Here is a 25,149-nt window from a genome sequence, read left to right as displayed (position 1 = left end):
AGCCTGCTCAGAGAGCGAAGCGCTCTGACAGCCGCCCGCGACGCCGCGGGCGAAGGAAGCGAGGAACATCCTTCATGGGGCGTCGGCTCGTACCGCTCACGCTGGACAACCTTCAGGACCTTCCCCAGCGCTGTCGCGCGTGTGTCTTCTGGGAACTCGACCCAGTCAGCGGGGAAGCCGCGCTAAAGGCGGGAACGCCCGAACTCGAGAAGGAGGCGTGGATCTCCGCCGTCCTACTGGAGTGGGGATCCTGCGGACGCGTGGTCTACGTGGATGACGTACCGGTGGGCTTCGTGCTGTATGCGCCTCCTGCCTATGTCCCCCGCTCTACCGCGTTCCCCACAAGCCCGGTGTCGCCGGATGCCGTCCAGTTGATGACTGCCTTCATCATGCCGGGCTATCAGGGCCAGGGACTCGGCCGTGTGATGGTCCAGACGGTCGCCAAGGATCTGTTGCGTAGGGGCTTCAAGGCGATCGAGGCCTTCGGGGATGCGCGGTGGAGAGAACCGGCGTGTGTGCTTCCGGCGGACCATCTCCTTGCGGTGGGCTTCAAGACCGTGCGACCCCACCCCACGTACCCCCGCCTGAGGCTGGAGCTACGGACGACGCTCTCCTGGAAGGAAGACGTGGAGCTGGCGCTGGATCGCCTTCTGGGGGCGGTACAGAAGGAACCGGCGCTGCGTCCCCTGTAGGCGAAAGGGCTGTAAAGCGAATGGGCCAACCCGCGAGGATTGGCCCATTCGTGTTTCACGTGAAACACCGCCGCCGTTGTGGGGCGCCGATGTCGATCAGGCGGTCTTCTCGACGCTGTCGGTGATGAAGTCCTCCAGGTCGCGCACGATCGCGGCCTTCGGCTTCGCACCGACGATGGTCTTGGCGACCTCGCCACCCTGGTAGACGTTCAGGGTGGGGATGGACATGACGCCGTACTTGGCGGCGGTGCCAGGGTTCTCGTCGATGTTGAGCTTGACGATCTCGATCTTGTCGCCGTACTCGGCGGCGATCGCCTCGAGCGACGGCGCGATCTGACGGCACGGACCGCACCAGGCGGCCCAGAAGTCCACCAGGACGGGCTTGTCGCTCTTGAGGACGTCCTGCTCGAAGGAGTCGTCGGTCACATTCTTCAGGGTGCCGGCCACGGCGGGCTCCTTAGCTGGTTGGTGCGGTGGGGCGGACGGGGGTCAGACGGTGGCAGCCGCGGCGGCCTCGTTGTCCGCGAGGACGGAGAGGTAGCGCTCGGCGTCAAGGGCGGCGGAGCAGCCGGTGCCGGCCGCGGTGATCGCCTGGCGGTACGTGTGGTCGACGACGTCACCGGCACCGAAGACACCGGTCAGGTTCGTCCGGGTCGAGGGCGCCTCGACCTTGAGGTAGCCCTCGTCGTCCAGGTCGAGCTGGCCCTTGAAGAGCTCGGTGCGAGGGTCGTGACCGATCGCGATGAACAGACCGGTCACCGGCAGATCGGAGATCTCGCCCGTCTTCAGATTGCGCAGCTTCAGGCCGGAGAGCTTGGGGTCGCCCTCGATCTCGGCGACCTCGCTGTCCCAGACGAACTTGATCTTGGGATCGGCGAACGCGCGCTCCTGCATGGCCTTGGAGGCGCGCAGCGTGTCGCGACGGTGCACGATCGTCACGGACTTGGCGAAGCGGGAGAGGAAGGTCGCCTCCTCCATCGCGGTGTCGCCGCCGCCGATCACGGCGATGTCGTGCTCCTTGAAGAAGAAGCCGTCACAGGTGGCGCACCAGGAGACGCCACGTCCGGAGAGGGCGTCCTCGTTGGGCAGGCCGAGCTTGCGGTGCTGCGACCCTGTGGTGATGATGACGGCCTTGGCGCGGTGCACGGTGCCCGCGGTGTCCGTGACGGTCTTGATCTCGCCCGCCAGGTCGACGGCGATGACGTCGTCCGGGACGAGCTCGGCACCGAAGCGCTCGGCCTGTCCGCGCATGTTGTCCATGAGCTCGGGACCCATGATGCCGTCCTGGAAGCCGGGGAAGTTCTCCACCTCGGTGGTGTTCATCAGCGCACCGCCTGCAGTGACGGCGCCCTCGAAGACCAGCGGCTTCAGCGACGCACGCGCGGTGTAAAGCGCTGCTGTGTAGCCGGCAGGCCCGGAGCCGATGATGATCACGTTTCGGACGTCGGTCACGGCTTGATTCCTCGTCTCTGGAGACTGCTGCGTACTGCCGGTGGGAGCCTCTCTCAGAACTCTCACCCCACCCAACGGATCCTAAGGGGCTTGCATTCCCGGTGTGTCCGGGCACACGGAGACGGGACACCGCACAGAGAGGCCGTGGGGTTACTGGGAAGCAGGGTGCTCGACGCCTACGCGCTCAGGAGCGGGCGTACGAGTGCGTCAACAGGAGCTTGCCTGGGGTTGACGGGTCCTGCTTCGTGCAGGCGTCGTCGACGATATACGCCGTGACCTTTGTGCTGTCGGAGGCGTCGGGCAGCACGACGAGATAGACGCTCGTCCCCTTGTACGTGCCCTTCTGAGCGGCGAGGACAGCTGCGCTGCTTCCAGTGCCCTTCTGAACGCAGTCAGGCACCGGCACCGCGGGGGTGATGAAGGTGTCGACCCCGCCGGACCCGGAGCCTGTGGTGTGGGATTCGACTCCCCAGGGAGGCTTCGCGCTGCCGGAGTGGTTCTCCGTGGCCTTGTTCTTCGTGAGGAGATCTGCGACCTGACTCTCCAGCTCGCCTTCGGAGAAGGTGGTCGTCGACCCCTGCTGTGTCGTTGTCCGGTCCTTGTCGGAGCTGTCGTCGCCCATCGACTGCAGGAGGATGGCGCCCAGTCCCAGAGCGGCGGCTGTGAACGCTGTGCCGAGAACGGCTGCCCTACGGCGCCCACGGCGTGCCCGATGTGAACGGCCAGGGCCGGTAGCGGCGTGGGGATGTCCCGAGGGACGGTCTGCGGAGGAAGCAGAGCTCGGGTCGGCCTGTCCAACGGAGACCCCTGCGCCCGATGTTTCACGTGAAACAGTGGCGCGGTCATCCTCCGCCCCGGATTCACGGCCAGGCGTCGTGGCACTCAAGCTGGCCTCGGATGCCAGGGCGGCGTCGATGCGACCGGCCACGTCGTCGGGCATGCGGGTCGGGCCCGGCAGCGTGCCGAGCAGTCCTCGGATCTCCTCCAGGGAGTCGTACACGTCGGCGCAGAGCACGCAGTCGTCAAGGTGTCGCCGTACGTCTGCGGTCCGGGAGGGCGGGAGCAGTCCCTCAGTGAGGTCGGAGATCTCCGCGACGTCCGGGTGCCCGGCCGTATCCGTCGTGGATGTCACGCTCGCCCACCTCCGCCCTTCACAGCAGCTGAATCGCTTGGCCCTGGCTCGTGCGGACCAGCGTCGTGTGGTCCCGCTGCCGGTGGGACGGATGTCCCCTGCGTCCGGTTCCTTACGCCGCCCGACTTGTCGCTGCCCTCGCCGTTTCCGTTCTCCGTGCGGAGATGGATGAGCAGCGGGAGCAGTCTGGCTCTGCCGCGTGCGCAGCGGCTCTTCACCGTGCCGATCGGCACGTCGAGGACACGCGCGGCCTCCGCCACGGGGTAGCCCTGCATGTCCACCAGGACGAGGGCGGCGCGCTGGTCGGGCGGGAGCGTGCCCAGGGCGGCCAGCAGCTCGCGGTGCAGATCATTGCGCTCGGCGGGAGCGGAGGCGGACTCATGCGGCTCGAGGAGCTGTTCCAGGCGTTCGGTGTCGTCCACGGGCGACGTCTTCCTGGAGGCGGCCTTGCGGGCTCGGTCCAGGCAGGCGTTCACCGTGATGCGGTGCAGCCAGGTCGTGACGGCCGACTGGCCGCGGAAGGTGTGGGCGGCCCGGTAGGCGGAGACCAGTGCGTCCTGGACCGCGTCAGCGGCCTCCTCGCGGTCTCCCAGCGTTCGCAAGGCCACCGCCCAGAGCCGGTCGCGGTGCCTCCGCACGAGCTCACCGAAGGCCTCGGGGTCGCCCTCCACATGGCGGGTGAGGAGGTCCTGATCGCTTACACCGCCGTGCACGGCTTTATCCGCCATCGGACCCCCTCCCCTTCGTAGACGAGCGTCAGCCGCTGAACTTCACGTCCGTGATGGCTTGCTTGTAGCCGACGCCGCTGTACTCGTCCTTGCCCGAGTAAGGCGCTGCGGTGATCCACACCAGCACGTACCGCGTCTTCACCGCCTCCTTGGCGGAGATCTTCAGTTCCTGGCCGGAGGTCGTGGCGGCTGCGATCTCCTTCATGGAGCTGAGCGGGGCCGACGACGAGAGGGAGTCCGCCGCGTACAGCGACACCGCCGTGCGATCGCCGCCGTAGTTCAGCCCTATCGAAGCCGCCGACAGACTCTGGGTGGACCCGAGGTCGTAGACGATGCCGACGCCCTGCTTGTACGGCGCCAGCACAGGCCCGTCGTTGAAGGAATAGGTTCGCCAGTACGTAGAGCTGTCACCGTCGTAGGTGAGTCCCACGTCGCCGGGGTGCTGAGCCTTGCCGTCCGGGTAGTACTCCTGCGCACCCTGGATCGTGATCGGCTCGACCGGCTTGGCCTTGTCGGTGTTCTTGTCGTTGTCGTCCGTCGTCTGCGTCTGGTTGGTGTCGTCGGACTCGCCGCCGCGATCCATCAGTGCTTCAGCGAGCTGCCAACTGCCGAGGCCCAGCGCCGCGATGAGGAGTGCCGACACCGCCCACTTGAGGGCCGTGCCGGTACGGCTCTGCAGCGGGGGCGGCGGGGCCGCTACGGGCTGGGTAGCCCCCATGTGGGGCGCCGGGCGGCCGTAGCTGCCCTGCTGGTACGTCGTGCGTTGGTAGTCCGGCGGGGCGGTGAACGTGGGCTCCGGCGGGCGGATGCGGGGCATCTCGCCGATCGCCTTCACCAGCTCCTCCGGCGTGGTGCACGGCGTTTCGTGGCGGGAGGCGGTGGCGCCGTCATTGGCGAGCGCGCGCATGGCGAGCTCGGACAGGCCGCGGTGGACGCCGGCGCGTACCTGGTCGGGCGCGATGAGGCCGACGCCCTTGGGCAGCCCGGACAGACCATAGGCGTCGTTGTCATACGGCCAGCGCTGGGTCAGCGCGGCGTACAGCAATGCGCCGATCGCCTCCGTGTCGGTGCGCTGCGGGGTGTCGGAGCTGATGCCGCGCAGCGCGGCGTTCACGGCGAGCCCGCGGATGCGCCACTGGCCGGTCGAGGTACGCAGCACGGCGCTCGGAGTCAGCCGCAGATGCGCGAGGCCTTCGCGATGTGCGGCGGCCATGGCCTGGGCGACCTGGCTGACCATTTGGTAGGCCTCGTGCACTTCCAGCGGAGCCGAGGCCAGAAGCGTCGTCAGCTCCGTGGCGTCCGGGAGCCATTCGTGCACGACATAGACAAGGTCGTTCTCCTCGACCGCGTCCAAGACCTGGACGAAGCGGGGATCGCCCAGCAGGGCGGAGGAACGGGCCGCCGCCAGCACGGAACGAGCCCGCGGATGGTCGGCGGGCAGCAGGTGCACACCGACGGCGCGACGGAGTTTCTCGTCAACCGCACGCCAACTGCTGAATCCGTCCAGACGGGTGACGCACTCTTCGAGGCGGTAGCGTCTGGCGAGCTTGTGGCCGCTGTGCAGTTCGGGCGGTGAGGCCTTTCCAGGATTCTCGGTCCCGCCCCTCCCCTGTGCCTCTTCGCTGTCCGTGTCCCGCTCCCGGTTCTGGGCCACCCCGTCGGACGTGGACTGGTCCGCCTTGGCGGTCAGCGGCTCGTCACCGCTGTTGTCTGCCACGTCGACGGCAGCCGTGCTCCGTTCCGCCACCGTCGTCCCTGCCTCCCCATCCAATTGCGCGCTGTCCGACGCAGAAACCAATTGTGCCCACAGTCCCACGCTATGCACGACACACGGCGACGGACGATGGTTGTGCGCCTACCCCCGCCTTAGCGCCCCAGGCGCCCGCGGACCATTCCGACCATTGAGTTGAGTTCTTCGATGCGCATCTTCCGCGCGGCGATGTAGAAGACGCCGAGCAGGGCGACCGATCCTACGAGGAGTGCCGCGATCGATCCGAGGGCCCCGTGCCCGAGGACCCGGGTGATCGCGAAGCCGACGGCGCCGCCCACCAGAGCGCCCGGGATGGATGCCAGGCAGAGGCGGGCGTACGTGCGCAGCACGCGGGCGCCGTCGAGATCTCCGCCCAGTCGCCTGCGCAGTCGCTGCCAGGCCACTCCGACGCCGACGGCATACGCCAGGCCGTACGCGCCTCCCATGCCGACGACGGCCCACTCGGCGGGCAGGACCCAGTAGCAGGCTGCCGACGCGGCGGCATTGACGGCGGCCACGATGACCGTGTTGTAGAAGGGGGTGCGGGTGTCCTCGTAGGCGTAGAAGCCACGCAGGACCACGTACTGCACCGAGAACGGGATCAGACCGAGGCCGAAGGCCATGAGGACATAGCCCATGGACTGGGCGGCGGGGATACCGCTGGAGCCGAAGAGCAGGGTGCACATGGGGATGCCCAGGGCGACGAACATGAAGGCGACCGGGACGATCGCCACCGCTGAGGTGCGCAGTCCCTGGGAGATGTCGTCACGGACGGCACCCGGGTCCCCGTCGTGGGCCGCACGAGAAATTCTGGGGAGCATGGCCGCCATGACGGAGACCGTGATGATCGCCTGCGGCATGCCCCAGATCAACTGGGCGTTGGAGTAGGAAAGGATGCCCGCACCGCTCTTACCGGAGGCTTTTTGCGCCGCGGTGGCCAGCTGGGTGACGACGAGGACGCCCGCCTGGTTGGCGAGGACGAAAAGGACCGTCCACTTGGCGAGCTTGACCGCCTTGCCGAGGCCGTGGCCCTTCCAGTCGAAGCGCGGGCGGAACCGGAACCCGGTCTCACGCAGATACGGGATCATCGCCAAAGCCTGCACGACCAGGCCGAGCAGGGTACCGATGCCGAGCAGACGGATGCCGTCCGGCGGGATGTTGGTCACCCTTATGCCGGAGTTCTCGGCGGTCCCGTACACCCAGAGGAACATCCCGAAGGTGGAGATCATGACGATGTTGTTCAGGACCGGAGTCCACATCATCGCGCCGAACTTCCCGCGGGCGTTGAGGATCTGGCCCATGACCACGTGGACGCCCATGAAGAAGATCGTGGGCAGGCAGTAGCGGGCGAAGGAGACGGCGACGTTGTTCGACACCGGGTCGCTCGCGATGGAGTCCGACATCAGCTGGATCAGCAGCGGTGCGATGAAGACGGCAGCGGTGACGATCACCCCGAGGGCGACCATCACAAGGGTCAGCAGACGGTTGGCGTAGGCCTCTCCACCGTCCTCGTCGTCCTTCATGGATCGCACCAGCTGGGGCACGAAGACCGAGTTGAGTCCGCCACCGACGGTCAGGATGTAGATCATCGTCGGGAGGGTGTACGCGACGGTCCAGACGTCACCGAGCGTCGCGGCGCCGAGAGCGGCCGTGATGATCATGGTGCGTACGAAGCCGGTGAGCCGGGACACCATCGTGCCCGCTGCCATCACCGCGCTCGACTTCAGCAACCCTGACGCACGCCCACCGGTCTTCTTCGCGGCGGGCGCAGGGGGCTCTGGGGCGGCCGGGGCAGGTTCCGGGGTCGGCGACGGCACGCCGGGCGCGGCGACATGGGGGCTGGAGCCGACCTGGCCCTGGTCGCGGAAAAGGTGAGCGAAGGCGTCGGGCTCGTGGTGCTGCTCGCCGGCCTGGGTGACGAGGTCGTCGACGCCCACGAACTGGGTCGTGCGCGCGTCTTCGCCGTACGGCAGGTGCCGTGTCGGACCGGCCGGCTCAGGGGGCGGCGTCTGGGCCCATACACGCGGGTCGGGGGCGTACTGCGAAGTGGGCGGCTGGGCGTAGAGCGACTGCTGCGGGTAGTACGTGCCCGGGGGTGGCGGGGGGTGCGCGGCACGGTCGTAGAGCGCCTCGGACACCGGGTCCTGGGCGGCGAGATCCTGCGCCCGGTACGGGTCCTGGGCGTAGGCGTCCTGGAAGTACATGTCCGGGTAGGGGCCCGGCGGCATCTGGCCGGGCTCGGGCGGCGGGCCCTCGGGATAGCCCTCGGGATAACCGGCGCTGCCCGCGCCCTGGTCCGGGTAGCCCTCGGGGTAGCCCGAGCTGCCCGCGCCCTGGCCGCGGTCACCGTCGTACGGCGCGTTCATGGTTACCCCACCTCATCGTCCCCGGGCCCACCGGCCACGACATCGCTCAACGGTCCACTCTCTCACCCGTGCCGGACGGGTCGGTGCTTTCCTGTGCGGTGTCCGGTGTCGGGTCACTCGGGTGCTCAGGGTCGTCTGCCCCGGGCTCCGTCGTGGATTCCCCTTCGGGACCCTCCGTGGAGCGCTCGGTGTCCTCAGTGTCTACGGTGCTTCCGGCGTCCGTGTTCACGCCGATCTCTTCCTCGGTCTCGGGTGTGTTCTCCCGCTCCTGCTCGGCCTGCCGGGCGGTCGCCCGCTTGCGCTGCGTGAACATCCGGAATCCGGCGAGCACGAGCAGCAGGACGCCACCACCGATGACCAGCATCACCGTGGCGGTGATCTCGGTGACCTTCACCTCGAAGGTGACCTCCGGACCGTACGCCTGGCCGTCCGCCGTGAACAGCTGGGCGACCACCGCCACCGGACCGTTCGCCTCGGCCGAGGTGGTGAACTTCACCGACTGACTGTGCTCGCCCGCGACCGTGATCGGCTGCTCGTCGTACGCGCCATTGCCGATCTTGAGTCGGTTGGGCTTTTGCGACGTGAGGCGCAGTACCAGGTTGTCGACGCCCTGTACGAGGTTGTTCTGCACGGTCACGGGGATTGTGGCGCTGCGGCCCGAGAGCTTCGCGTCGGACTTGTCGATCAGCCTGACGAGATCGGTGAGGTCGCCGAGGTAGGACTCGACGTCCTCGCGGAAGGTCTCCGCCTGTGCGGCACGGCCGCGCCACGACGTGGACATCCCCCGGTCCATGGCCCGACCGAACGGAGTGACCACGCGGGACTTGTCGGTGAGGATGACCTTGAAGTTGTCGAGCGCGCTCTGCGTGGCCTGGATCTGCTCGAAGGCCGACCTCGGCAGCTCCTGCTTGCGCAGCGAGGACGGGTACGAAGAGGCCGAGGGCACCTTCGTGGTGGCGCGTGGATCTGGCTTGGCCTTGGAGGCGGCGGACAGGTCCTGGACGTCGGACCAGTTTCCGTCCTGGAGGGCCCTGAGTGCCGTCGCCATCGTCTGGGCCTGGCTCACTGACGGCATCCGTTGCGGCGCGACGACGATGCTGCGCTGCTTGCCCGGATCCTGCAGGTTGACCAGCAGGCTCTGCGCGAGGAATTCCTGCACGGCCTCCGTGGAGTTGTCGGCCTTCGCCATGTCGCCCTGGAACGCGGTCGACAGCCGGGAGTCCGCGACCACCGCCGTCGTACCGCCACCGATCGGGCGGGCCGCGTTGGGTGTGTACGACAGTCCGCTGCTCTCACGCAGGCTGTCGCTGCGGGCGATCACCTTGTCGGCGCCGGCGGAGGTGGCGACCTTGACGATCGACGGGTCGATGGCGCCCTCCGCAGGCCAGGCGAAGTCGGTGTTCGGCGTCACATGGATGATCGTGTCCACTGTGGTGGCGGCCACGTCCGTCGCGTCCTTGAGGTGGCTCAGCGAACCGGTGACGTCTTTGCCGTTGTGCGCCAGCGACGCGAGGTCCGGGTCGGCGAAGGGCAGGGCGACGACTTCCTTGTCCGCGACCGTCGTCTCGAGCTTGTCGAGCCACTGGTTGGCGACTGCCTGGTTCTTGCCGGCCGTGGTGGTGTCGCCGTTCTGGATCCGGTAGCTGCGCGTCATGGCATCGACGGAGGCCAGCAGGTCCGGGTCGAGGACCCAGGTGACGTTGAGGTCGCTGCCCAGGGACAGCAGCTGGTCCAGACGGCCGCCCGGAGAGATCTCCTTGGCCAGGTCGTCGTTCTCGAAGACGGGCGTCTGCTGGGCGTTCGAGCCGGTCTCCGCCCTGAGGTGGACCGTCGAGATCAGCGGCCAGAGATACGTCGTGCTCGTCCTCGTGTTCGCCTCGTCGGGCTGCCAGGGCAGGAACGTCCGCTCAATGCCGAGCACCTGCTCCCACGGCTGCGCGGCGGTCTCGCCCGAGACCGAGACACCGAGCTGGTACACCCCGTCCGCGCCGAGGTCCAGCTCCTTGACGGGTACCGAGATGGTGAAGCGCTGCGAGACACCTGCGGCGAGCTTGGAGAACTCCTTGACGTACTTGCCGCCGACCTCCAGGGGGTCGAGGCCCACCTGGAAACCCGTGCGCTTCGCGGCGCTGTCGATGGCCGCGCGACTGTTCAGCGACGGCCCCACGCGCACGCCCACGTGGGCGTCCGTGACTGCCTGCTTGCCCTTGTTGGTGACCGAGCCGGAGATGGTGAGCGTGTCGTCGTCCGTGGGGACGCTGGGACTCAGCGAGTCGAGGGCGACATCGACCGTGCTGGACCCGGTGGCGTCGGCCACAGCGGTCTCCTGGGCGGCGTGTGCGGCCGGGGACGCGGGCAGCTGGAGCACGCCGGCCAGCAGGGGCGCACCGGCGAGCAGTGCGCCGGTGCGCCGCAGCCACCGGCGGGCAGGTGAGGGACTCATCCCCTGGAAGTCTGCCGCCTCGGCCACGCGCTCGTCCGTCCTCATCGTCAGTGGTCGTCGGAATGTGCGTCCACGCATGGTAACGATGCGCGCTGAGGGGAAGTGCCGCGGACTGCTCCACAAGATCGGAGAACTGGGCCGACTGTCCTCTATGTGTACGTATTAATGCGTGCACAGACAGGGGGGTGGCCTGTGCACGTTTTATGGAGGCGCCCGCGGGTGCCTCGGCCACGTACCCTTTTCTGTTGTGCCGAACGCCAACGAAGACAACCCCAGTGCCCTGAGTCAGGTGCAGCGCCGCGCGGTGAGTGAACTGCTGCGGGTGTCCCCTGTCGCCGACGACCTCGCCCGCCGTTTCCAGGAGGCGGGGTTCTCGCTCGCCCTCGTCGGCGGCTCGGTCAGGGACGCGCTCCTCGGCCGGCTCGGCAATGACCTGGACTTCACCACCGACGCCCGGCCCGAGGACGTACTGAAGATCGTGCGGCCCTGGGCGGACGCCGTATGGGAGGTCGGGATCGCCTTCGGCACCGTGGGCGCACAGAAGGACGCCCACGTGGGCGACGTACAGCAGTCCTTCCAGATCGAGATCACCACGTACCGCTCCGAGGCGTACGACCGGACCTCCCGCAAGCCCGAGGTGTCCTACGGCGACTCCATCGAGGAAGACCTCGTGCGCCGCGACTTCACGGTGAACGCGATGGCCGTGGCCCTGCCGGAGAAGGAGTTCATCGACCCGTACGGCGGCCGGGACGACCTGGCGGCTCGCGTTCTGCGTACACCAGGCACGGCTGAGGAGTCCTTCTCCGACGATCCGCTGCGGATGATGCGCGCCGCGCGGTTCGCCGCGCAGCTCGACTTCGAGGTGGCCCCCGACGTCGTTGCCGCGATGACGGACATGGCCGAGCGCATCGAGATCGTGTCGGCGGAGCGGGTGCGGGACGAGCTGAACAAGCTGGTCCTCTCCGCGTACCCGCGCAAGGGTCTGACGCTGCTCGTCGACACCGGACTCGCCGACCATGTACTGCCGGAGCTTCCCGCGCTGCGGCTGGAGCGCGACGAGCACCACCGGCACAAGGACGTGTACGAGCACACGCTGATCGTCCTGGAGCAGGCCATGGCACTGGAGGAGAGCGGTCCGGACCTGACGCTGCGGCTTGCCGCGCTGCTGCATGACATCGGCAAGCCGCGGACGCGGCGCTTCGAGAGGGACGGACGGGTCTCCTTCCATCACCACGAGGTGGTGGGTGCCAAGATGACCAAGAAGCGGATGACGGAGCTCAAGTACTCCAACGATCTCGTGAAGGACGTCTCGCGTCTGGTCGAACTCCACCTCCGCTTCCACGGGTACGGCACCGGCGAGTGGACGGACTCCGCGGTTCGTCGCTATGTACGCGACGCGGGCCCCCTCCTGGACCGCCTTCACAAGCTGACCCGCTCCGACTGCACCACCCGCAACAAGAGGAAGGCGGCCGCACTCTCCAGCGCCTACGACGGCCTGGAAGAACGCATCGCCCAGCTCCAGGAGCAAGAGGAGCTGGACGCGATCCGTCCCGATCTCGACGGCAATCAGATCATGGAGATCCTGGGCATCGGCCCCGGCCCGGCGATCGGTCAGGCCTACAAATTCCTCCTGGAGCTGCGGCTGGAGAACGGGCCGATGGAGCACGACGCGGCGGTGACCGCACTCAAGGAGTGGTGGGCCGAGCAGGGCTGAAGCTCGACATCCGGGGTCATGTTTCACGTGAAACATGACCCCGGATGTCCGAGAACGAACAATGCCGAGGGGCGGTGTTTCACGTGAAACACCGCCCCTCGGCACGTCCGGCTCAGCGGGTTACTTATTGTCTCCCAGGCAGAGCGTGAAGGACTCGCCGGTTTCCTCCCACGTCAACGTCAACGTCGCCGTCGTGTTCGTGACGCTGCCGCACGTCAGCGAAGGCAGCGTGGTGCCGTCGGCCTTCTTCAGCACCGTGTGCGTGGCCTTGGAGTCGCTGCAGTCGACCTGAACGACGTCGGGGTCGTCCGAAGTCCCCTTGTTGTACAGGCAGTCGCCGACCGCCAGCTTCTTGGCGTCATCGCTGTCGCTGAGCAACCAACCGCCCGCGACGATGCCGAGGACCGCGACGAAGCCAATGATGCGCAGGTACTGCTTGATGCCGCGCTTCGGCTGCTGTGGCGGGATCGGGGCGTACGGGGCTGTCGCCTGCTGAGGGAAGCCGGGCTGGCCGGGCTGCTGTGGGTAACCCTGCGGCTGAGGCTCGCCGTAGGGCGCCTGCCTCTGGGGCTACTGGCCCTGGGCGAACGGGTTGTGGCTCTGTGGCGGCGGAGTGGTCACTTTGGGGTTTCCCTGGCATGTAGGCGCGCGAGGCGAAAAAAGTCGCACGTAAGCTATCGGGCACCTGTGACAACGCAGTAGCTCAGAGCGTCTCTGTGGCGCCGATGTGACACTTACTGCTTTTCGAAGCGGGTCATAGCGGCAGCAATTGCTGCGTACAGTGCGGCCACGGTGACGACGAGGGGAACCGACCGACCGTCGGAAGGCAGCATCAGTGCGGCTACGGCGGCCGCGCCGACGAACGCGACGTTGAACAGGACGTCGTAAACGGAGAAGATCCGGCCGCGGTAGCCGTCATCGACCGATGACTGCACGATCGTGTCCGTGGCGATCTTCGCGCCCTGCGTGGTCAGGCCGACGACGAAGGCGGCGGCCAGCATGGGCGCCACGGCGAACGGGAGGCCGAGCGCGGGTTCCAGGACCGCGGCGGCGCCTGCGCACCCGATGATCCAGCCTCCGGGGCCCAACCGCCCCACCGCCCAGGGCGTCACCACGGCCGCGACGAAGAAGCCGGCCGCGGAGATGCCCACGGCGAGCCCCAGCAGGGCGAGCCCGTCGTCGGGGTCGGGTGCCCAGGCGTACCGGCAGAGCATCAGCACCATGACCGTCAGAGCGCCGTAGCAGAAGCGCATCAGCGTCATCGCCACGAGCGCCCAGACAGCCTCCCGTCGCGCGGGCTCGGCGAGGTGGCGTACGCCCGCCGCGAGACCGCGTGCGGTGCCGACGAGGGCTGTGCCCAGGCGTGGTTGCATCAACTCCTGGTCGGGGCCGAGCAGCTCCGGGGAGATACGCAGCGAGGCGAGCGCCGAGCACAGATAGAGAGCTGCCCCGAGGAGGACCACCGCCGCGTCGGAGTCCGAGGCGACCAGTCGTACGACAAACGCGAGACCGGCGCCCGCGGTCGCGGCGAGTGTCCCGGCGGTGGGTGACAGGGAGTTGGCCATCACCAGGCGGTCGGCGTCGACGACTCGGGGCAGGGCTGCCGAGAGGCCCGCGAGGACGAACCGGTTGACCGCGGTGACGCACAGCGCGGAGACGTAGAAGAGCCAGTCGGGGACGTGGCTCAGCATCAGGATGGCCGTCACGCACGCCAGCCCGGCTCGCAGCAGGTTGCCGTACAGGAAGACCTGGCGGCGCCGCCAGCGGTCGAGCAGGACGCCCGCGAAGGGGCCGACGAGGGAGTACGGGAGTAGCAGGATCGCCATGGCCGAGGCGATCGAGGCCGCGGAGGTCTGCTTCTCCGGCGAGAAGACGACGTATGTGGCGAGCGCGACCTGGTAGACCCCGTCGGCGCCCTGGGACAGCAGCCGTACGCCGAGCAGGCGTCGGAAGCCCTGGAAGCGCAGGAGGACGCGCAGGTCACTCACGACAGCCATGGAGCACAGCCTCACATAGGGGGAGGGTCCCCGGGCGCGATGCCCGGAGACCCTCAACAGCCGAGTCAGACCAGCGAGTCAGACCAGAGTCTTAGCGCTCGACCTCGCCCTTGATGAACTTCTCGACATTGGCGAAGGCCTCGTCGTCGAAGTACTGAACCGGCGGGGACTTCATGAAGTACGAGGACGCCGACAGGATCGGGCCGCCGATGCCGCGGTCCTTGGCGATCTTCGCGGCGCGCAGGGCGTCGATGATGACACCCGCCGAGTTCGGGGAGTCCCAGACCTCGAGCTTGTACTCCAGGTTCAGCGGGACATCGCCGAAGGCACGGCCCTCGAGGCGGACGTACGCCCACTTGCGGTCGTCGAGCCAGGCCACGTAGTCCGAGGGACCGATGTGGACGTTCTTCTCGCCCATGTCGCGGTCGGGGATCTGCGAGGTGACGGCCTGCGTCTTCGAGATCTTCTTGGACTCGAGGCGGTCGCGCTCGAGCATGTTCTTGAAGTCCATGTTGCCGCCGACGTTGAGCTGCATGGTGCGCTCAAGACGGACACCGCGGTCCTCGAACAGCTTCGCCATCACACGGTGCGTGATGGTCGCACCGACCTGCGACTTGATGTCGTCGCCGACGATCGGGACGCCCGCCTCGGTGAACTTGTCCGCCCACTCCTTGGTGCCGGCGATGAAGACCGGGAGGGCGTTGACGAAGGCGACCTTGGCGTCGATGGCGCACTGGGCGTAGAACTTCGCCGCGTCCTCGGAACCGACGGGCAGGTAGCAGACGAGGACGTCGACCTGGCGGTCCTTGAGGATCTGGACGACGTCGACGGGCTCCTCTGCGGACTCCTCGATGGTCATGCGGTAGTACTTACCGAGACCGTCGAGGGTGTGACCGCGCTGGACCGTGACGCCCTTGTTCGGGACGTCGCAGATCTTGATGGTGTTGTTCTCGCTGGCACCGATGGCGTCGGAGAGGTCGAGGCCGACCTTCTTCGCGTCGACGTCGAAGGCGGCGACGAACTCGACGTCACCGACGTGGTAGTCGCCGAACTGGACGTGCATCAGACCCGGGACCTTGGACGCCGGGTCGGCGTCCTTGTAGTACTCGACGCCCTGCACCAGCGAGGCGGCGCAGTTGCCTACGCCGACGATGGCTACGCGAACCGAACCCATTCCGGTTGCTCCCTGTGTGTACGAGGTGAAGCCCCGACTGGACCTCACGTGGTGGTGTCGTCGGACGGATCCGGCCGGGTGGTGTCCCGGTGCCGGGGCAGGCCGCCCGTCTCTCCAGATGTGCTGTTCTGCTGAGCGGAGCCCTCGGGGGCGGAACCTTTGACGTCCCGTCCTGCGCGCTCGCTCTCGATGAGCTCGTTCAGCCAGCGCACTTCGCGCTCCACGGACTCCATTCCGTGGCGCTGGAGCTCAAGGGTGTAGTCGTCGAGGCGCTCCCGGGTGCGTGCCAGAGAGGCGCGCATCTTCTCCAGGCGCTCCTCGAGCCGACTGCGGCGGCCCTCGAGCACGCGCATGCGCACGTCACGCGACGTCTGCCCGAAGAAGGCGAAGCGAGCGGCGAAGTGCTCGTCCTCGTACGCATCGGGACCCGTCTGCGAGAGCAGTTCCTCGAAGTGCTCCTTACCTTCCGCCGTCAACCGATAGACGATTTTGGCGCGACGCCCTGCGAGTGGAGCGGCAAGGGCGTCCTCAGGGGAATTCCCCGGCTCCTCGATCAACCAGCCGTTGGCGACCAGCGTCTTGAGGCAGGGATAGAGCGTCCCGTAGCTGAACGCACGGAACACACCCAGTGACGTATTGAGACGTTTGCGCAGCTCGTAGCCGTGCATCGGGGACTCGCGGAGCAGGCCGAGTACGGCGAACTCGAGGATCCCGGAACGCCGGCTCATGTCGCCTCCTCTCTGCCGCAGCCTCCCCGGCACGGTCTTATGCCGAGCTGATGTATCGACTCGATACATCAGCACGATAGAACGCCCCTGCGGATGCGGCAAGAGTGATCACGGTGAACGGCGTCACATCACCGATTCATACGAAGCGAGTTGCCTGATTTGGGGTGAACTTCGGCTCTCAGTGGGTTTTGACGGTGCGTAGTCTGTGCGGCATGCAGACCACCGGGAACCAAGTGACGCCTGGGGACGTCTTCGTCCTCGGTGCAGTACGGGTGAATATGCACACGACCACATCCGTACTTCGGGGGGACCGGAAACCAGCCGCCGTTTCCAGGCGCGCACGGGTGCGCCTGCCCGAGGAGTAATCGTTCGATGAGCGAGCACCGTCGCAAACCGCCGCAGCCGCAAGGCGGCGGACGCGCCGCGGCACGACGCGGCCAGCCCGGCCCGTCCTCCGGCCGCCGCGCGGCACCGCGAGGCGCCACCGGGTCACCCTCCGACTCCCATGAGTCGGGGGGTGAAGAGGAGCGCCCGTACGCCAGCCGTGCCGAGGCCCGGCGGGCGGCGCAGAGAAGCAGTAGTGGTGGCAGCCGGCGCAGAGGCGCCGACGCCGCGGGGCCCGGCGGTCGCCGCGGTGATCCCGGCGGCCCGTCCGGTCCTGGGCGTGGCCGCGGCCGGCCCTCGGGGCCCGTCAAGAAGCGCCTCATCGACTACCCGCGCGCGGGCAAGTATGGAGCCGCACGCTGGGTTCCGTCCTGGAAGCTGGTGACGGGTACGTTCCTCAGCTTCATGGGCGGGCTGATGGTCGCGGCAGGCATCGGGTACGCCATGGTGGGCATCCCGGACGCGAACAAGGCCGCCGCGGCCGAGAACAACGTCTTCTACTGGTCCGACCGGTCTCAGATGGCCGCGACCGGCGGGGACACGAACCGGCAGAACGTGAAGATCGGGGATATCCCCAAGGCCATGCAGAAGGCAGTGGTCTCCGCCGAGAACGCGTCCTTCTACACGGACAGGGGCGTCGACCCGATGGGTGTCGGCCGGGCTCTGTTCAACATGGCCCGGGGCGGTGAGACACAGGGTGGCTCGACCATCACTCAGCAGTACGTGAAGAACACGTACCTGAGCCAGGACCAGACCGTCACCCGCAAGTTCAAAGAGCTCTTCATCTCCATCAAGGTGGGCTCCAAGCTGAGCAAGGACGAAATCCTCGAGGGTTACCTCAACACCGCCTACTACGGCCGCAACTCCTACGGCATCCAGGCGGCCGCCCAGTCCTACTTCGGCAAGGACTCGAAGCACCTCACCACCGAGCAGTGCGTCTTCCTCGCGTCCGTCCTCAAGGGGCCGAACCTGTACAACCCCGACGGTGGTGTCGGGGAGAACGCCACGCAGGCGCTCAACACGGAGCGGGTCAAGGAACGCTGGAAGTGGATTCTGGACCGTGAGGTCACGGTCGGGAACATGACCCAGGCCGAGCGGGACAAGGTCGGCAGCTTCCCCAAGCTGAAGAAGCTGACCTCGACCCTGTCCGGACAGACCGGTTATCTCGTCGACATCGCCAAGGAATACGTCGCGAAGAAGACCGGCATCACCCAGGAGCAACTGGAGCAGGGCGGCTACCGGATCTACACGACCTTCGACAAGAAGAAGGTCAACGAGCTGACCAAGGCCGTCAAGGCGACGGAGAAGAGCTTCCTCGACGCCAAGAAGCGCCCCAAGACCGACAAGAACGTGCAGTTCGGCGCGGCCTCGGTCGATCCGAAGAGCGGCGCGATCGTGGCGCTCTACGGTGGCGCCGGCTTCGACAAGGGCCACTACTCCAACAACGCCAATACGACGGGTGTGCCGGTCGGCTCGACCTGGAAGCCCATCGTGCTGGCCTCCGCGATGGAGTACGGAACCGTCGCCAGCGACGGGGAGCCCCTCTCGCCGATGAGCCGCTACAACGGCAACGACCTCCTCGTGATCAAGGATCAGAACGGCGATCCGATCATGGGATCCAACGGCAAGCCGTTCCGTCAGAAGAACGAGGGAACCACGGCCTGGGGGATGGTGACCCTCAAGAAGGCCATGGAACAGTCCATCAACTCGCCCTTCGCGCAGTTGGGCGTCGACGTGGGTCTCAAAACGACCCAGAAGGTCGCGGAGTCGATGGGCATCCTGCCGGACTCCTTCGACAAGGGGAATATCAACAACGTGTCCTTCTCGCTGGGCACCTCGACCCCCAGCGCCATCCGCATGGCCGACGCGTACGGCACCTTCGCCGCGTCGGGGACGCACTACGAGCCGTACTCGGTCACCAAGGTGATCAAGGACGGTGAGACGCTCCCGCAGTTCAAGCCCCCCGCGAAGCAGACCGCGATGGACGCGAAGGTCGCCGACAACGTGACCGACGTCCTGGAGAACGTCGTCAAGAACGGCACCGGCAAGAAGGTCGCAGACATCGGATTCCCCGTGGCCGGCAAGACCGGTACGACCGACAAGAACAAGTCGGCGTGGTTCGTCGGTTACACCAGGGAGCTGTCCACGGCCGTCACCCTGTTCAGGACGGACCCGGACAAGGGCAAGCTGCTCTCCATGAACGGCACCGGCGGTGTGGAGTCCATCCACGGTGGTGACATTCCGGCCCAGGTCTGGAAGGACTACATGGCCGAGGCCCTCAAGAACTCCGAACATGAGCCCTTCCCAGAGGCCGAGGACATCGGCGAGATCGTCAACGACTCCCCGAGCCCGAGCGTGACCCCGTCGGTCACGGAGTCGGAGGAGCCGAGCCCGACGCCGAGCATCACGGCCAGCGAGTCCGAGGCCAGTCCCTCGCCCTCGGCGAGCGAGTCCTGCGGCAAGTTCGACTGGAACTGCGATGACAGCGGCGGTACGGAAACGGGGGGCACCGAAACCGGTGATCCGACCGGAGACGTATCGCCCACGCCCACGGCGACCGACACCGCCAATGGAAATACCAGAGGTAATGCCAACGGCAGCCTCTTCGGAGGACCCACGGGCTGAGCGATAGACGCGGAGTCCGAAGAAACAGGGGCCGTCAGCTTTGGCTGACGGCCCCTGTGCCATGTCCGGGACGTCATGTGGTCTTGATCACAAGCGGTGGGGAGTGGGGAAGGCATCGGTTGCCGCACTCCGCACTCTCAGCTCCGTACGGCAGGATGTGCGCCATGCCCAGTGCAGAGACGACGCGAGCGAGCGTGCGCGAGCCGGAGCCGGTGCGGCCGACCAAGGAGGACGAGGTCGCCGCGGCCGGAAGTGAGCTGATCGGCGGCCCCATCGGACGAAGGGCCCTGTTCGGGACGTCCTGGTGGACCCCCGTACGGGTCGTCGCGCTCATCGCGATCGGCATGTTTGCCCTCGGCATGGTGCAGAAGCTGCCGTGCTACGACGGCGGCTGGTTCTTCGGGGCCAGCTCGCAGTACACCCACGCCTGCTACTCGGACATCCCGCACCTGTACCAGGGGCGCGGATTCGCCGACGGTCTCGTGCCGTACTTCGACAAGCTCCCCGGCGACATGGACTACCTCGAGTACCCCGTGCTGACCGGTGTGTTCATGGAGGTGGCGGCCTGGCTCACGCCGGGCGGCGGCAGCATCCAGGACCAGGAGCAGATCTACTGGATGGTCAACGCCGGGATGCTCATGGTGTGCGCGGCGGTCATCGCCGTATGCACCGCGCGCATTCACCGCAGGCGCCCCTGGGACGGCCTCCTGGTCGCCCTCGCGCCCGCTTTCGCGCTGACGGCCACCATTAACTGGGACCTCCTCGCCGTGGCCCTGCTGGCCGCGGCGATGCTCATGTGGTCGCGGGGCCGTGCGCTCGCCTTCGGCATCCTGATCGGACTCGCCACGGCCGCCAAGTTCTATCCGTTCCTGGTGCTGGGTCCGCTTCTCGTGCTGTGCTGGCGGGCCGGCAAGTGGCGCGAGTTCGGGAACGCGCTCATGGGCGCCGTCGGGGCCTGGCTCGTGGTGAACCTTCCGGTGATGTACCTCGCCCCGGAAGGCTGGGCGAAGTTCTACAGCTTCAGTCGCGAACGGGGCATCGACTTCGGTTCGGTTTTCCTGTTCGTCTCGAACTGGTGGAAGGTCACGATCACCTCCGACATGGCGAACACGCTGGCGATGGTCATGATGGTGCTCGTCTGTGCGGGCATCGCCGCGCTCACGCTCACCGCCCCGCGCCGCCCGCGCTTCGCCCAGCTCGCCTTCCTGATCGTCGCCGCGTTCATCCTCACCAACAAGGTCTACTCGCCCCAGTACGTACTGTGGCTCGTCCCCCTCGCCGCGCTGGCCCGGCCGCGCTGGCGGGACTTCCTGATCTGGCAGGCGTGCGAGGTGGCGTACTTCCTGGGGATTTGGATGTACCTCGCGTACACGACCAGCGGGGACGCCCACAAGGGCCTGCCGACCGACGGGTACCAGATCGCCATCGCCGCCCATCTGCTGGGGACGCTGTACCTGTGCGCCGTGGTCGTGCGCGACATTTTCATGCCGGAGCGGGACATGGTGCGCAAGGCCGGCGACGACGATCCGTCGGGCGGTGTCCTGGACGGTGCGGAGGACGTGTTCGTGTTCGGCGCGGCGGCCCATCCGCCGCGGCATGCGGCCCACTTCGACGGGCCGCCGGTGGAGTGGGGCACCCAGGGTTCGTCCGCGCCGGCCGCGGGGGGCGGTTCGCCCTGAGCGAACAGTGCGCGTGCAGGGTGTGAGCAGGTCTGTGAGCAGGTCTTAGGGAACGCCACACGAAAGGCCGTACACGGGGTCCGTGTACGGCCTTTGGGCTGTCGGAGGGGTTCGGAGGGGTTCGGAGGGGTACTGGGGCGTACGACCCTGACGTCAGCGTTCGACGACGCGGTCGAACTGCGTGGTGGTGTGCCGCAGATGGGCCACGAGCTCGTCGCCGACCTTAGGTTCCGTGGCGTCGGCAGGCACGAAAAGGATCGAAACCTGCATGTGCGGGGGCTCGGCGAACCAGCGCTGCTTGCCCGCCCAGACGAACGGAGAAAGGTTCCGGTTGACCGTGGCGAGGCCGGCGCGGGCGACGCCCTTGGCGCGCGGCATGACGCCGTGCAGCGCCTTGGGAGCCTCCAGCCCTACTCCGTGCGACGTACCGCCCGCCACGACGACGAGCCAGCCGTCGGAGGCCACCTTCTGCTGCCGGTAGCCGAAGCGGTCGCCCTTGGAGACGCGCGTGACGTCCAGGACGGCCCCGCGGTACTCGGTCGCCTCGTGGTCCCCCAGCCACAGCCGCGTGCCGATCCGCGCCCGGAAGCGGGTCTGCGGGAACTGCTGCTGCAGCCGCGCGAGTTCCGCGGCCTTGAGGTGGCTGACGAACATCGTGTGCAGCGGCAGGCGGGCGGCGCGCAGCCGGTCCATCCAGCCGATGACCTCCTCGACGGCGTCGGAGCCGTCGGTGCGGTCCAGCGGCAGGTGGATGGCGAAGCCCTCCAGCCGGACGTTCTCTATGGCGGAGTGCAGATGCGGCAGTTCCTGCTCGCTCACGCCGTGCCGCTTCATCGAGGACATCACCTCGATGACGACACGGGCGCCCACGAGGCCGTACACGCCGTCGATGGACGACACCGAGCGGATGACACGGTCGGGCAGCGGCACGGGCTCCTCGCCCCGCCTGAACGGCGTCAGGACCAGCAGGTCGCCGCCGAACCAGTCCTTGATCCGGGCGGCTTCGTACGTGGTGCCGACAGCGAGGACGTCCGAGCCCAGGCGGGTGGCCTCGTCCGCGAGCCGCTCGTGGCCGAAGCCGTAGCCGTTGCCCTTGCAGACGGGGACCAGCCCCGGGAACTGCTCGGACACCTGCTTGTGGTGTGCCCGCCAGCGCGCGGTGTCGACGTAGAGCGTGAGCGCCATGGCCGGTCCCGGAACCTTTCTCGTGGCTGCGGTGTATCAGAGGTATGAAAGGAAATTGTGGCGGATCCGCCGGGCCGACGTGGCGATACCGGGCCGGATCAGTGGCTCGACATGCGGTTCGGGACGCGGTGGGGGGCTTGTTTCGGACTGGCTCAGCGGCGCGACATATAGATGTCGAGCGCCTTGTGAAGCAGCTTGTTCAGCGGGAAGTCCCACTCTCCGAGGTACTCGGCTGCCTGCCCACCCGTGCCCACCTTGAACTGGATCAGGCCGAAAAGGTGGTCGGTCTCGTCCAGCGAGTCGGAGATGCCGCGCAGGTCATAGACGGTCGCCCCAAGGGCGTACGAGTCGCGCAGCATCCGCCACTGCATCGCGTTCGAGGGCCGGAACTCACGTCCGATGTTGTCCGAGGCACCGTACGAGTACCAGACGTGCCCCCCGACGACCAGCATCGTCGCCGCGGACAGGTTCACGCCGTCGCGCCGGGCGAAATAGAGCCGCATCCGGTTGGGGTCCTCGGTGTTGAGGGCCGTCCACATGCGCTGGAAGTACGACAGCGGGCGGGGCCGGAAGTGATCGCGGATGGCCGTGATCTCGTACAGCCGCTGCCATTCCTCAAGGTCGTGATAGCCGCCCTGGACGACCTCGACGCCTTCCTTCTCGGCCTTCTTGATGTTGCGGCGCCACAGCTGGTTGAAGTTCTTGTGCACCTCTTCCAGGGAGCGGTTCGCCAGCGGCACCTGGAAGACGTAGCGGGGCTGTACGTCGCCGAAGCCCGCGCCGCCGTCCTCGCCCTGCTGCCAGCCCATGCGGCGCAGCTTGTCGGCGACCTCGAAAGCGCGCGGTTCGATGAAGTCCGCCTCGATGTCGCGCAGTCGCTTCACGTCCGGGTTCTGGATGCCGCCCTTGATGGAGGTGGCCTCCCAGCGGCGGATGATCACCGGCGGGCCCATCTTCACGGAGAAGGCGCCCTGGTGCTTGAGGTGCGCGAGCATCGGCTGCAGCCACTCGTCGAGGTTCGGCGCGTACCAGTTGATGACCGGGCCCTCGGGCAGATAGGCGAGATAGCGCTTGATCTTGGGCAGCTGGCGGTACAGCACCAGCCCGGCGCCGACCATCTCGCCGGTCCTGTCGTCGAACCAGCCGAGGCTCTCCGAGCGCCACTCCGCCTTGACATCAGCCCAGGCCGGGACCTGCATGTGGCTCGCCGAAGGCAGGCTCTGGATGTATGCCAGATGCTGCTCTCGGCTGATGGTCCTCAGGGTCAGGCTCATTCGGGGCGCTCCTCGGGCTGGTGTGTCCCCATGGGTACAGGGGCTCCGGCTCTCGCGCCGAAGCCTACTGCGCCCTGCGAGCGCCCCGTCTGGCCGTATGGATCCTGCGTCCGGACCGATGCGTGGTCAGGACGTTATGGGGTGTTGTGTCGGTCAACCCGGGCGGACATTCGTGCCCGTCGGGTCGGCGGCCTCAGCCGATGAGACCGCCGAAGAGACCGCCTTGTGACATACCGAGGAAGAAGCCGAAGGCCGAGGCACCGAGACCCAGGATCAGCCCGAAGCGCTCCCGGGTCGTCTCCGAGATGAACTGGCCGCTGGCACCGGTGATGATGCCCAGCAGTCCCGTCCAAGAGCTGATCAGATGCAGGCTGTGGAACTGTGCCGTGATGAAAGCCGTCGCGCCGAGCACCAGGGTCACCGCGAGCAGCGTGTCCTGGAGAAGGTGGCGTTTGTGGTCCGTCGCGAGCAGGGAGCCGGCGATGGTGGGTCGCATTGTCTGTGCCATGGGGCACCTCCTGCGGAAGGCGGCGCATCGTAGCGCCATACACACCCGATGTGTACAGATTGACGGTCACCCCGGCCGGATTTCAACCGGAAGCGGGTGTGCGGGTACTCTGTACCCTCTGCACCGGTGTCTGCCCAGGCCATGCCAGGCCTCGACAAGCCACGACAGGTCTTCCCGTTCGGATCCCCGATCGGGAAGCCCCGTTGTCAGTGGCGGCCGATACCGTTGCGTACGCATCACAACCCTCCTGCCACGGAACGACCGTGGCCGCTGAGTCCAAAGGAGGTGGGTTCCACATGCGTCACTACGAAGTGATGGTCATCCTCGACCCCGATCTCGAAGAGCGCGCTGTCTCCCCGCTGATCGAGAACTTCCTCTCCGTCGTCCGTGAGGGCAACGGAAAGGTCGAGAAGGTCGACACCTGGGGCCGTCGTCGTCTGTCCTACGAGATCAAGAAGAAGCCTGAGGGCATCTACTCGGTCATCGACCTGCAGGCCGAGCCTGCGGTCGTCAAGGAGCTCGACCGCCAGATGAACCTGAACGAGTCGGTCCTCCGGACCAAGGTCCTCCGTCCCGAGACCCACTGAGCTCTCCAGCTCAGCTGATCTCGGGCATCGAGTAGCAGCAAGCAGCCAGCAGCAAACCCGCCGAGAGGTACCCCCATGGCAGGCGAGACCGTCATCACGGTCGTCGGCAATCTTGTCGACGACCCCGAGCTGCGCTTCACCCCTTCCGGTGCGGCGGTCGCGAAGTTCCGTGTCGCGTCCACTCCCCGCACCTTCGACCGTCAGACCAATGAGTGGAAGGACGGCGAGAGCCTGTTCCTGACCTGCTCGGTCTGGCGTCAGGCGGCGGAGAATGTCGCCGAGTCGCTCCAGCGAGGCATGCGCGTCATCGTGCAGGGCCGGCTGAAGCAGCGGTCCTACGAGGACCGTGAGGGCGTCAAGCGCACGGTCTACGAGCTGGACGTCGAGGAAGTCGGCGCCAGCCTGAAGAACGCCACGGCCAAGGTCACCAAGACCACCGGTCGAGGTGGCCAGGGCGGTTACAGCGGCGGCGGTGGCGGCGGCCAGCAGGGCGGCGGCTGGGGCGGTGGCCCCGGCGGCGGTCAGCAGGGCGGCGGCGGTGCTCCCGCTGACGACCCCTGGGCGACCAGCGCTCCCGCTGGTGGTGGCAACCAGGGCGGCGGCGGTGGCGGCTGGGGCGGAAGCTCCGGCGGTTCCTCCGGCGGCTCTGGCGGCGGCTACTCGGACGAGCCCCCCTTCTAGGCCCCCGGGCCGAGGGTGGGCCGTACCCCCACTTCTTGATCACACAGGAG

20 protein-coding genes are annotated in these 25,149 nt (G+C 67.4%); 6 read left to right on the top strand and 14 right to left on the bottom strand.

Annotation, left to right across the window (positions count from 1 at the left end; all coding sequences use genetic code 11):
* Nucleotides 1-74: 74 nt before the first annotated feature.
* Nucleotides 75-692 carry a GNAT family N-acetyltransferase gene (locus tag ACX28W_RS06135; protein WP_458997713.1) on the top strand — a complete coding sequence of 206 codons (618 nt, stop codon included), beginning with the start codon at nucleotides 75-77 and terminating at the stop codon, nucleotides 690-692.
* Between the two features lie 96 nt (nucleotides 693-788).
* On the opposite strand, the gene trxA is transcribed toward ACX28W_RS06135, so the two are convergent.
* From trxA to ACX28W_RS06100, 7 genes are all read right to left on the bottom strand, one after another.
* Nucleotides 789-1,139, bottom strand: a complete 351-nt coding sequence (gene trxA / locus ACX28W_RS06130) for a thioredoxin (RefSeq protein WP_458997712.1) — start codon at nucleotides 1,137-1,139, stop codon at nucleotides 789-791.
* 42 nt (nucleotides 1,140-1,181) lie between these two features.
* Nucleotides 1,182-2,144 (bottom strand): thioredoxin-disulfide reductase, encoded by a 963-nt coding sequence (trxB, locus tag ACX28W_RS06125; protein ID WP_458997711.1) that lies wholly within the window; start codon nucleotides 2,142-2,144, stop codon nucleotides 1,182-1,184.
* A 184-nt stretch (nucleotides 2,145-2,328) separates the two neighbouring features.
* Nucleotides 2,329-3,276, bottom strand: coding sequence for an anti-sigma factor family protein (locus ACX28W_RS06120; protein ID WP_458997710.1), 948 nt, complete (start codon nucleotides 3,274-3,276; stop codon nucleotides 2,329-2,331).
* Nucleotides 3,273-4,004 carry an RNA polymerase sigma factor SigM gene (sigM, locus tag ACX28W_RS06115; RefSeq protein WP_458997709.1) on the bottom strand — a complete coding sequence of 244 codons (732 nt, stop codon included), beginning with the start codon at nucleotides 4,002-4,004 and terminating at the stop codon, nucleotides 3,273-3,275. Before sigM ends, ACX28W_RS06120 begins: the two co-directional genes overlap by 4 nt.
* 28 nt (nucleotides 4,005-4,032) lie before the next feature.
* Nucleotides 4,033-5,751 carry a protein kinase family protein gene (locus ACX28W_RS06110; RefSeq protein ID WP_458997708.1) on the bottom strand — a complete coding sequence of 573 codons (1,719 nt, stop codon included), beginning with the start codon at nucleotides 5,749-5,751 and terminating at the stop codon, nucleotides 4,033-4,035.
* Nucleotides 5,752-5,870: 119 nt separating this feature from the next.
* Nucleotides 5,871-8,120 (bottom strand): murein biosynthesis integral membrane protein MurJ, encoded by a 2,250-nt coding sequence (gene murJ / locus ACX28W_RS06105; protein ID WP_458997707.1) that lies wholly within the window; start codon nucleotides 8,118-8,120, stop codon nucleotides 5,871-5,873.
* 46 nt (nucleotides 8,121-8,166) lie between these two features.
* Nucleotides 8,167-10,590, bottom strand: a complete 2,424-nt coding sequence (locus ACX28W_RS06100; RefSeq protein WP_458997706.1) for a DUF6049 family protein — start codon at nucleotides 10,588-10,590, stop codon at nucleotides 8,167-8,169.
* A 220-nt stretch (nucleotides 10,591-10,810) separates the two neighbouring features.
* Here ACX28W_RS06100 and ACX28W_RS06095 point away from each other — a divergent pair, with 220 nt between their 5' ends.
* Entirely contained in the window at nucleotides 10,811-12,277 is a 1,467-nt protein-coding gene (locus ACX28W_RS06095) for a CCA tRNA nucleotidyltransferase (RefSeq protein ID WP_458997705.1), read from the top strand.
* Between the two features lie 120 nt (nucleotides 12,278-12,397).
* Here ACX28W_RS06095 and ACX28W_RS06090 read toward each other — a convergent pair whose 3' ends face one another.
* The 4 genes from ACX28W_RS06090 to ACX28W_RS06075 form a co-directional block, all read right to left on the bottom strand.
* Nucleotides 12,398-12,655 (bottom strand): LppU/SCO3897 family protein, encoded by a 258-nt coding sequence (locus ACX28W_RS06090; RefSeq protein WP_458997704.1) that lies wholly within the window; start codon nucleotides 12,653-12,655, stop codon nucleotides 12,398-12,400.
* A gap of 356 nt (nucleotides 12,656-13,011) precedes the next feature.
* The gene (locus ACX28W_RS06085; protein WP_458997703.1) at nucleotides 13,012-14,274 is read right to left on the bottom strand and encodes an MFS transporter; all 1,263 of its coding nucleotides are present in this window, start codon (nucleotides 14,272-14,274) and stop codon (nucleotides 13,012-13,014) included.
* A gap of 91 nt (nucleotides 14,275-14,365) precedes the next feature.
* Complete coding sequence (locus ACX28W_RS06080) at nucleotides 14,366-15,448, bottom strand: inositol-3-phosphate synthase (protein WP_362071310.1); 1,083 nt, start codon at nucleotides 15,446-15,448, stop codon at nucleotides 14,366-14,368.
* Between the two features lie 44 nt (nucleotides 15,449-15,492).
* Nucleotides 15,493-16,176 (bottom strand): PadR family transcriptional regulator, encoded by a 684-nt coding sequence (locus ACX28W_RS06075; protein ID WP_458997702.1) that lies wholly within the window; start codon nucleotides 16,174-16,176, stop codon nucleotides 15,493-15,495.
* Nucleotides 16,177-16,548: 372 nt separating this feature from the next.
* Between ACX28W_RS06075 and ACX28W_RS06070 the strand changes: the two genes are divergently transcribed.
* On the top strand, nucleotides 16,549-19,185 hold the full coding sequence (locus ACX28W_RS06070) for a transglycosylase domain-containing protein (protein WP_458997701.1): 2,637 nt from the start codon (nucleotides 16,549-16,551) through the stop codon (nucleotides 19,183-19,185).
* A gap of 164 nt (nucleotides 19,186-19,349) precedes the next feature.
* The gene (locus tag ACX28W_RS06065; RefSeq protein ID WP_458997700.1) at nucleotides 19,350-20,864 is read left to right on the top strand and encodes a glycosyltransferase family 87 protein; all 1,515 of its coding nucleotides are present in this window, start codon (nucleotides 19,350-19,352) and stop codon (nucleotides 20,862-20,864) included.
* A gap of 153 nt (nucleotides 20,865-21,017) precedes the next feature.
* Here ACX28W_RS06065 and ACX28W_RS06060 read toward each other — a convergent pair whose 3' ends face one another.
* The 3 genes from ACX28W_RS06060 to ACX28W_RS06050 form a co-directional block, all read right to left on the bottom strand.
* A complete protein-coding gene (locus ACX28W_RS06060; RefSeq protein WP_458997699.1) occupies nucleotides 21,018-22,049 on the bottom strand; it encodes an alanine racemase in 1,032 nt (343 codons plus the stop codon).
* A gap of 152 nt (nucleotides 22,050-22,201) precedes the next feature.
* Nucleotides 22,202-23,323, bottom strand: a complete 1,122-nt coding sequence (gene femX, locus ACX28W_RS06055) for a peptidoglycan bridge formation glycyltransferase FemX (RefSeq protein ID WP_458997698.1) — start codon at nucleotides 23,321-23,323, stop codon at nucleotides 22,202-22,204.
* Nucleotides 23,324-23,516: 193 nt separating this feature from the next.
* Nucleotides 23,517-23,831 carry a hypothetical protein gene (locus ACX28W_RS06050; protein ID WP_458997697.1) on the bottom strand — a complete coding sequence of 105 codons (315 nt, stop codon included), beginning with the start codon at nucleotides 23,829-23,831 and terminating at the stop codon, nucleotides 23,517-23,519.
* Nucleotides 23,832-24,127: 296 nt separating this feature from the next.
* On the opposite strand from ACX28W_RS06050, the gene rpsF reads away from it, so the two are divergent.
* Together rpsF and ACX28W_RS06040 are read left to right on the top strand one after the other, a co-directional pair.
* Nucleotides 24,128-24,418 (top strand): 30S ribosomal protein S6, encoded by a 291-nt coding sequence (gene rpsF / locus ACX28W_RS06045; RefSeq protein ID WP_006604399.1) that lies wholly within the window; start codon nucleotides 24,128-24,130, stop codon nucleotides 24,416-24,418.
* A gap of 75 nt (nucleotides 24,419-24,493) precedes the next feature.
* Complete coding sequence (locus ACX28W_RS06040) at nucleotides 24,494-25,099, top strand: single-stranded DNA-binding protein (RefSeq protein WP_458997696.1); 606 nt, start codon at nucleotides 24,494-24,496, stop codon at nucleotides 25,097-25,099.
* Nucleotides 25,100-25,149 lie beyond the last annotated feature (50 nt).

The organism is Streptomyces sp. SD15, from assembly GCF_054462255.1.
This window is presented reverse-complemented; position numbering and strand designations above follow the sequence as displayed.

Bases quoted from the DNA above. Each gene is read 5' to 3' on its own strand.
- ACX28W_RS06135 (WP_458997713.1), top strand. From the start codon at position 75: ATGGGGCGTCGGCTCGTACCGCTCACGCTGGACAACCTTCAGGACCTT.
- sigM (WP_458997709.1), bottom strand. From the start codon at position 4,004: ATGGCGGATAAAGCCGTGCACGGCGGTGTAAGCGATCAGGACCTCCTC.
- murJ (WP_458997707.1), bottom strand. From the start codon at position 8,120: ATGAACGCGCCGTACGACGGTGACCGCGGCCAGGGCGCGGGCAGCTCG.
- ACX28W_RS06085 (WP_458997703.1), bottom strand. From the start codon at position 14,274: ATGGCTGTCGTGAGTGACCTGCGCGTCCTCCTGCGCTTCCAGGGCTTC.
- ACX28W_RS06080 (WP_362071310.1), bottom strand. From the start codon at position 15,448: ATGGGTTCGGTTCGCGTAGCCATCGTCGGCGTAGGCAACTGCGCCGCC.
- ACX28W_RS06075 (WP_458997702.1), bottom strand. From the start codon at position 16,176: ATGAGCCGGCGTTCCGGGATCCTCGAGTTCGCCGTACTCGGCCTGCTC.
- ACX28W_RS06070 (WP_458997701.1), top strand. From the start codon at position 16,549: ATGAGCGAGCACCGTCGCAAACCGCCGCAGCCGCAAGGCGGCGGACGC.
- ACX28W_RS06065 (WP_458997700.1), top strand. From the start codon at position 19,350: ATGCCCAGTGCAGAGACGACGCGAGCGAGCGTGCGCGAGCCGGAGCCG.
- ACX28W_RS06060 (WP_458997699.1), bottom strand. From the start codon at position 22,049: ATGGCGCTCACGCTCTACGTCGACACCGCGCGCTGGCGGGCACACCAC.
- femX (WP_458997698.1), bottom strand. From the start codon at position 23,323: ATGAGCCTGACCCTGAGGACCATCAGCCGAGAGCAGCATCTGGCATAC.
- ACX28W_RS06050 (WP_458997697.1), bottom strand. From the start codon at position 23,831: ATGGCACAGACAATGCGACCCACCATCGCCGGCTCCCTGCTCGCGACG.
- rpsF (WP_006604399.1), top strand. From the start codon at position 24,128: ATGCGTCACTACGAAGTGATGGTCATCCTCGACCCCGATCTCGAAGAG.
- ACX28W_RS06040 (WP_458997696.1), top strand. From the start codon at position 24,494: ATGGCAGGCGAGACCGTCATCACGGTCGTCGGCAATCTTGTCGACGAC.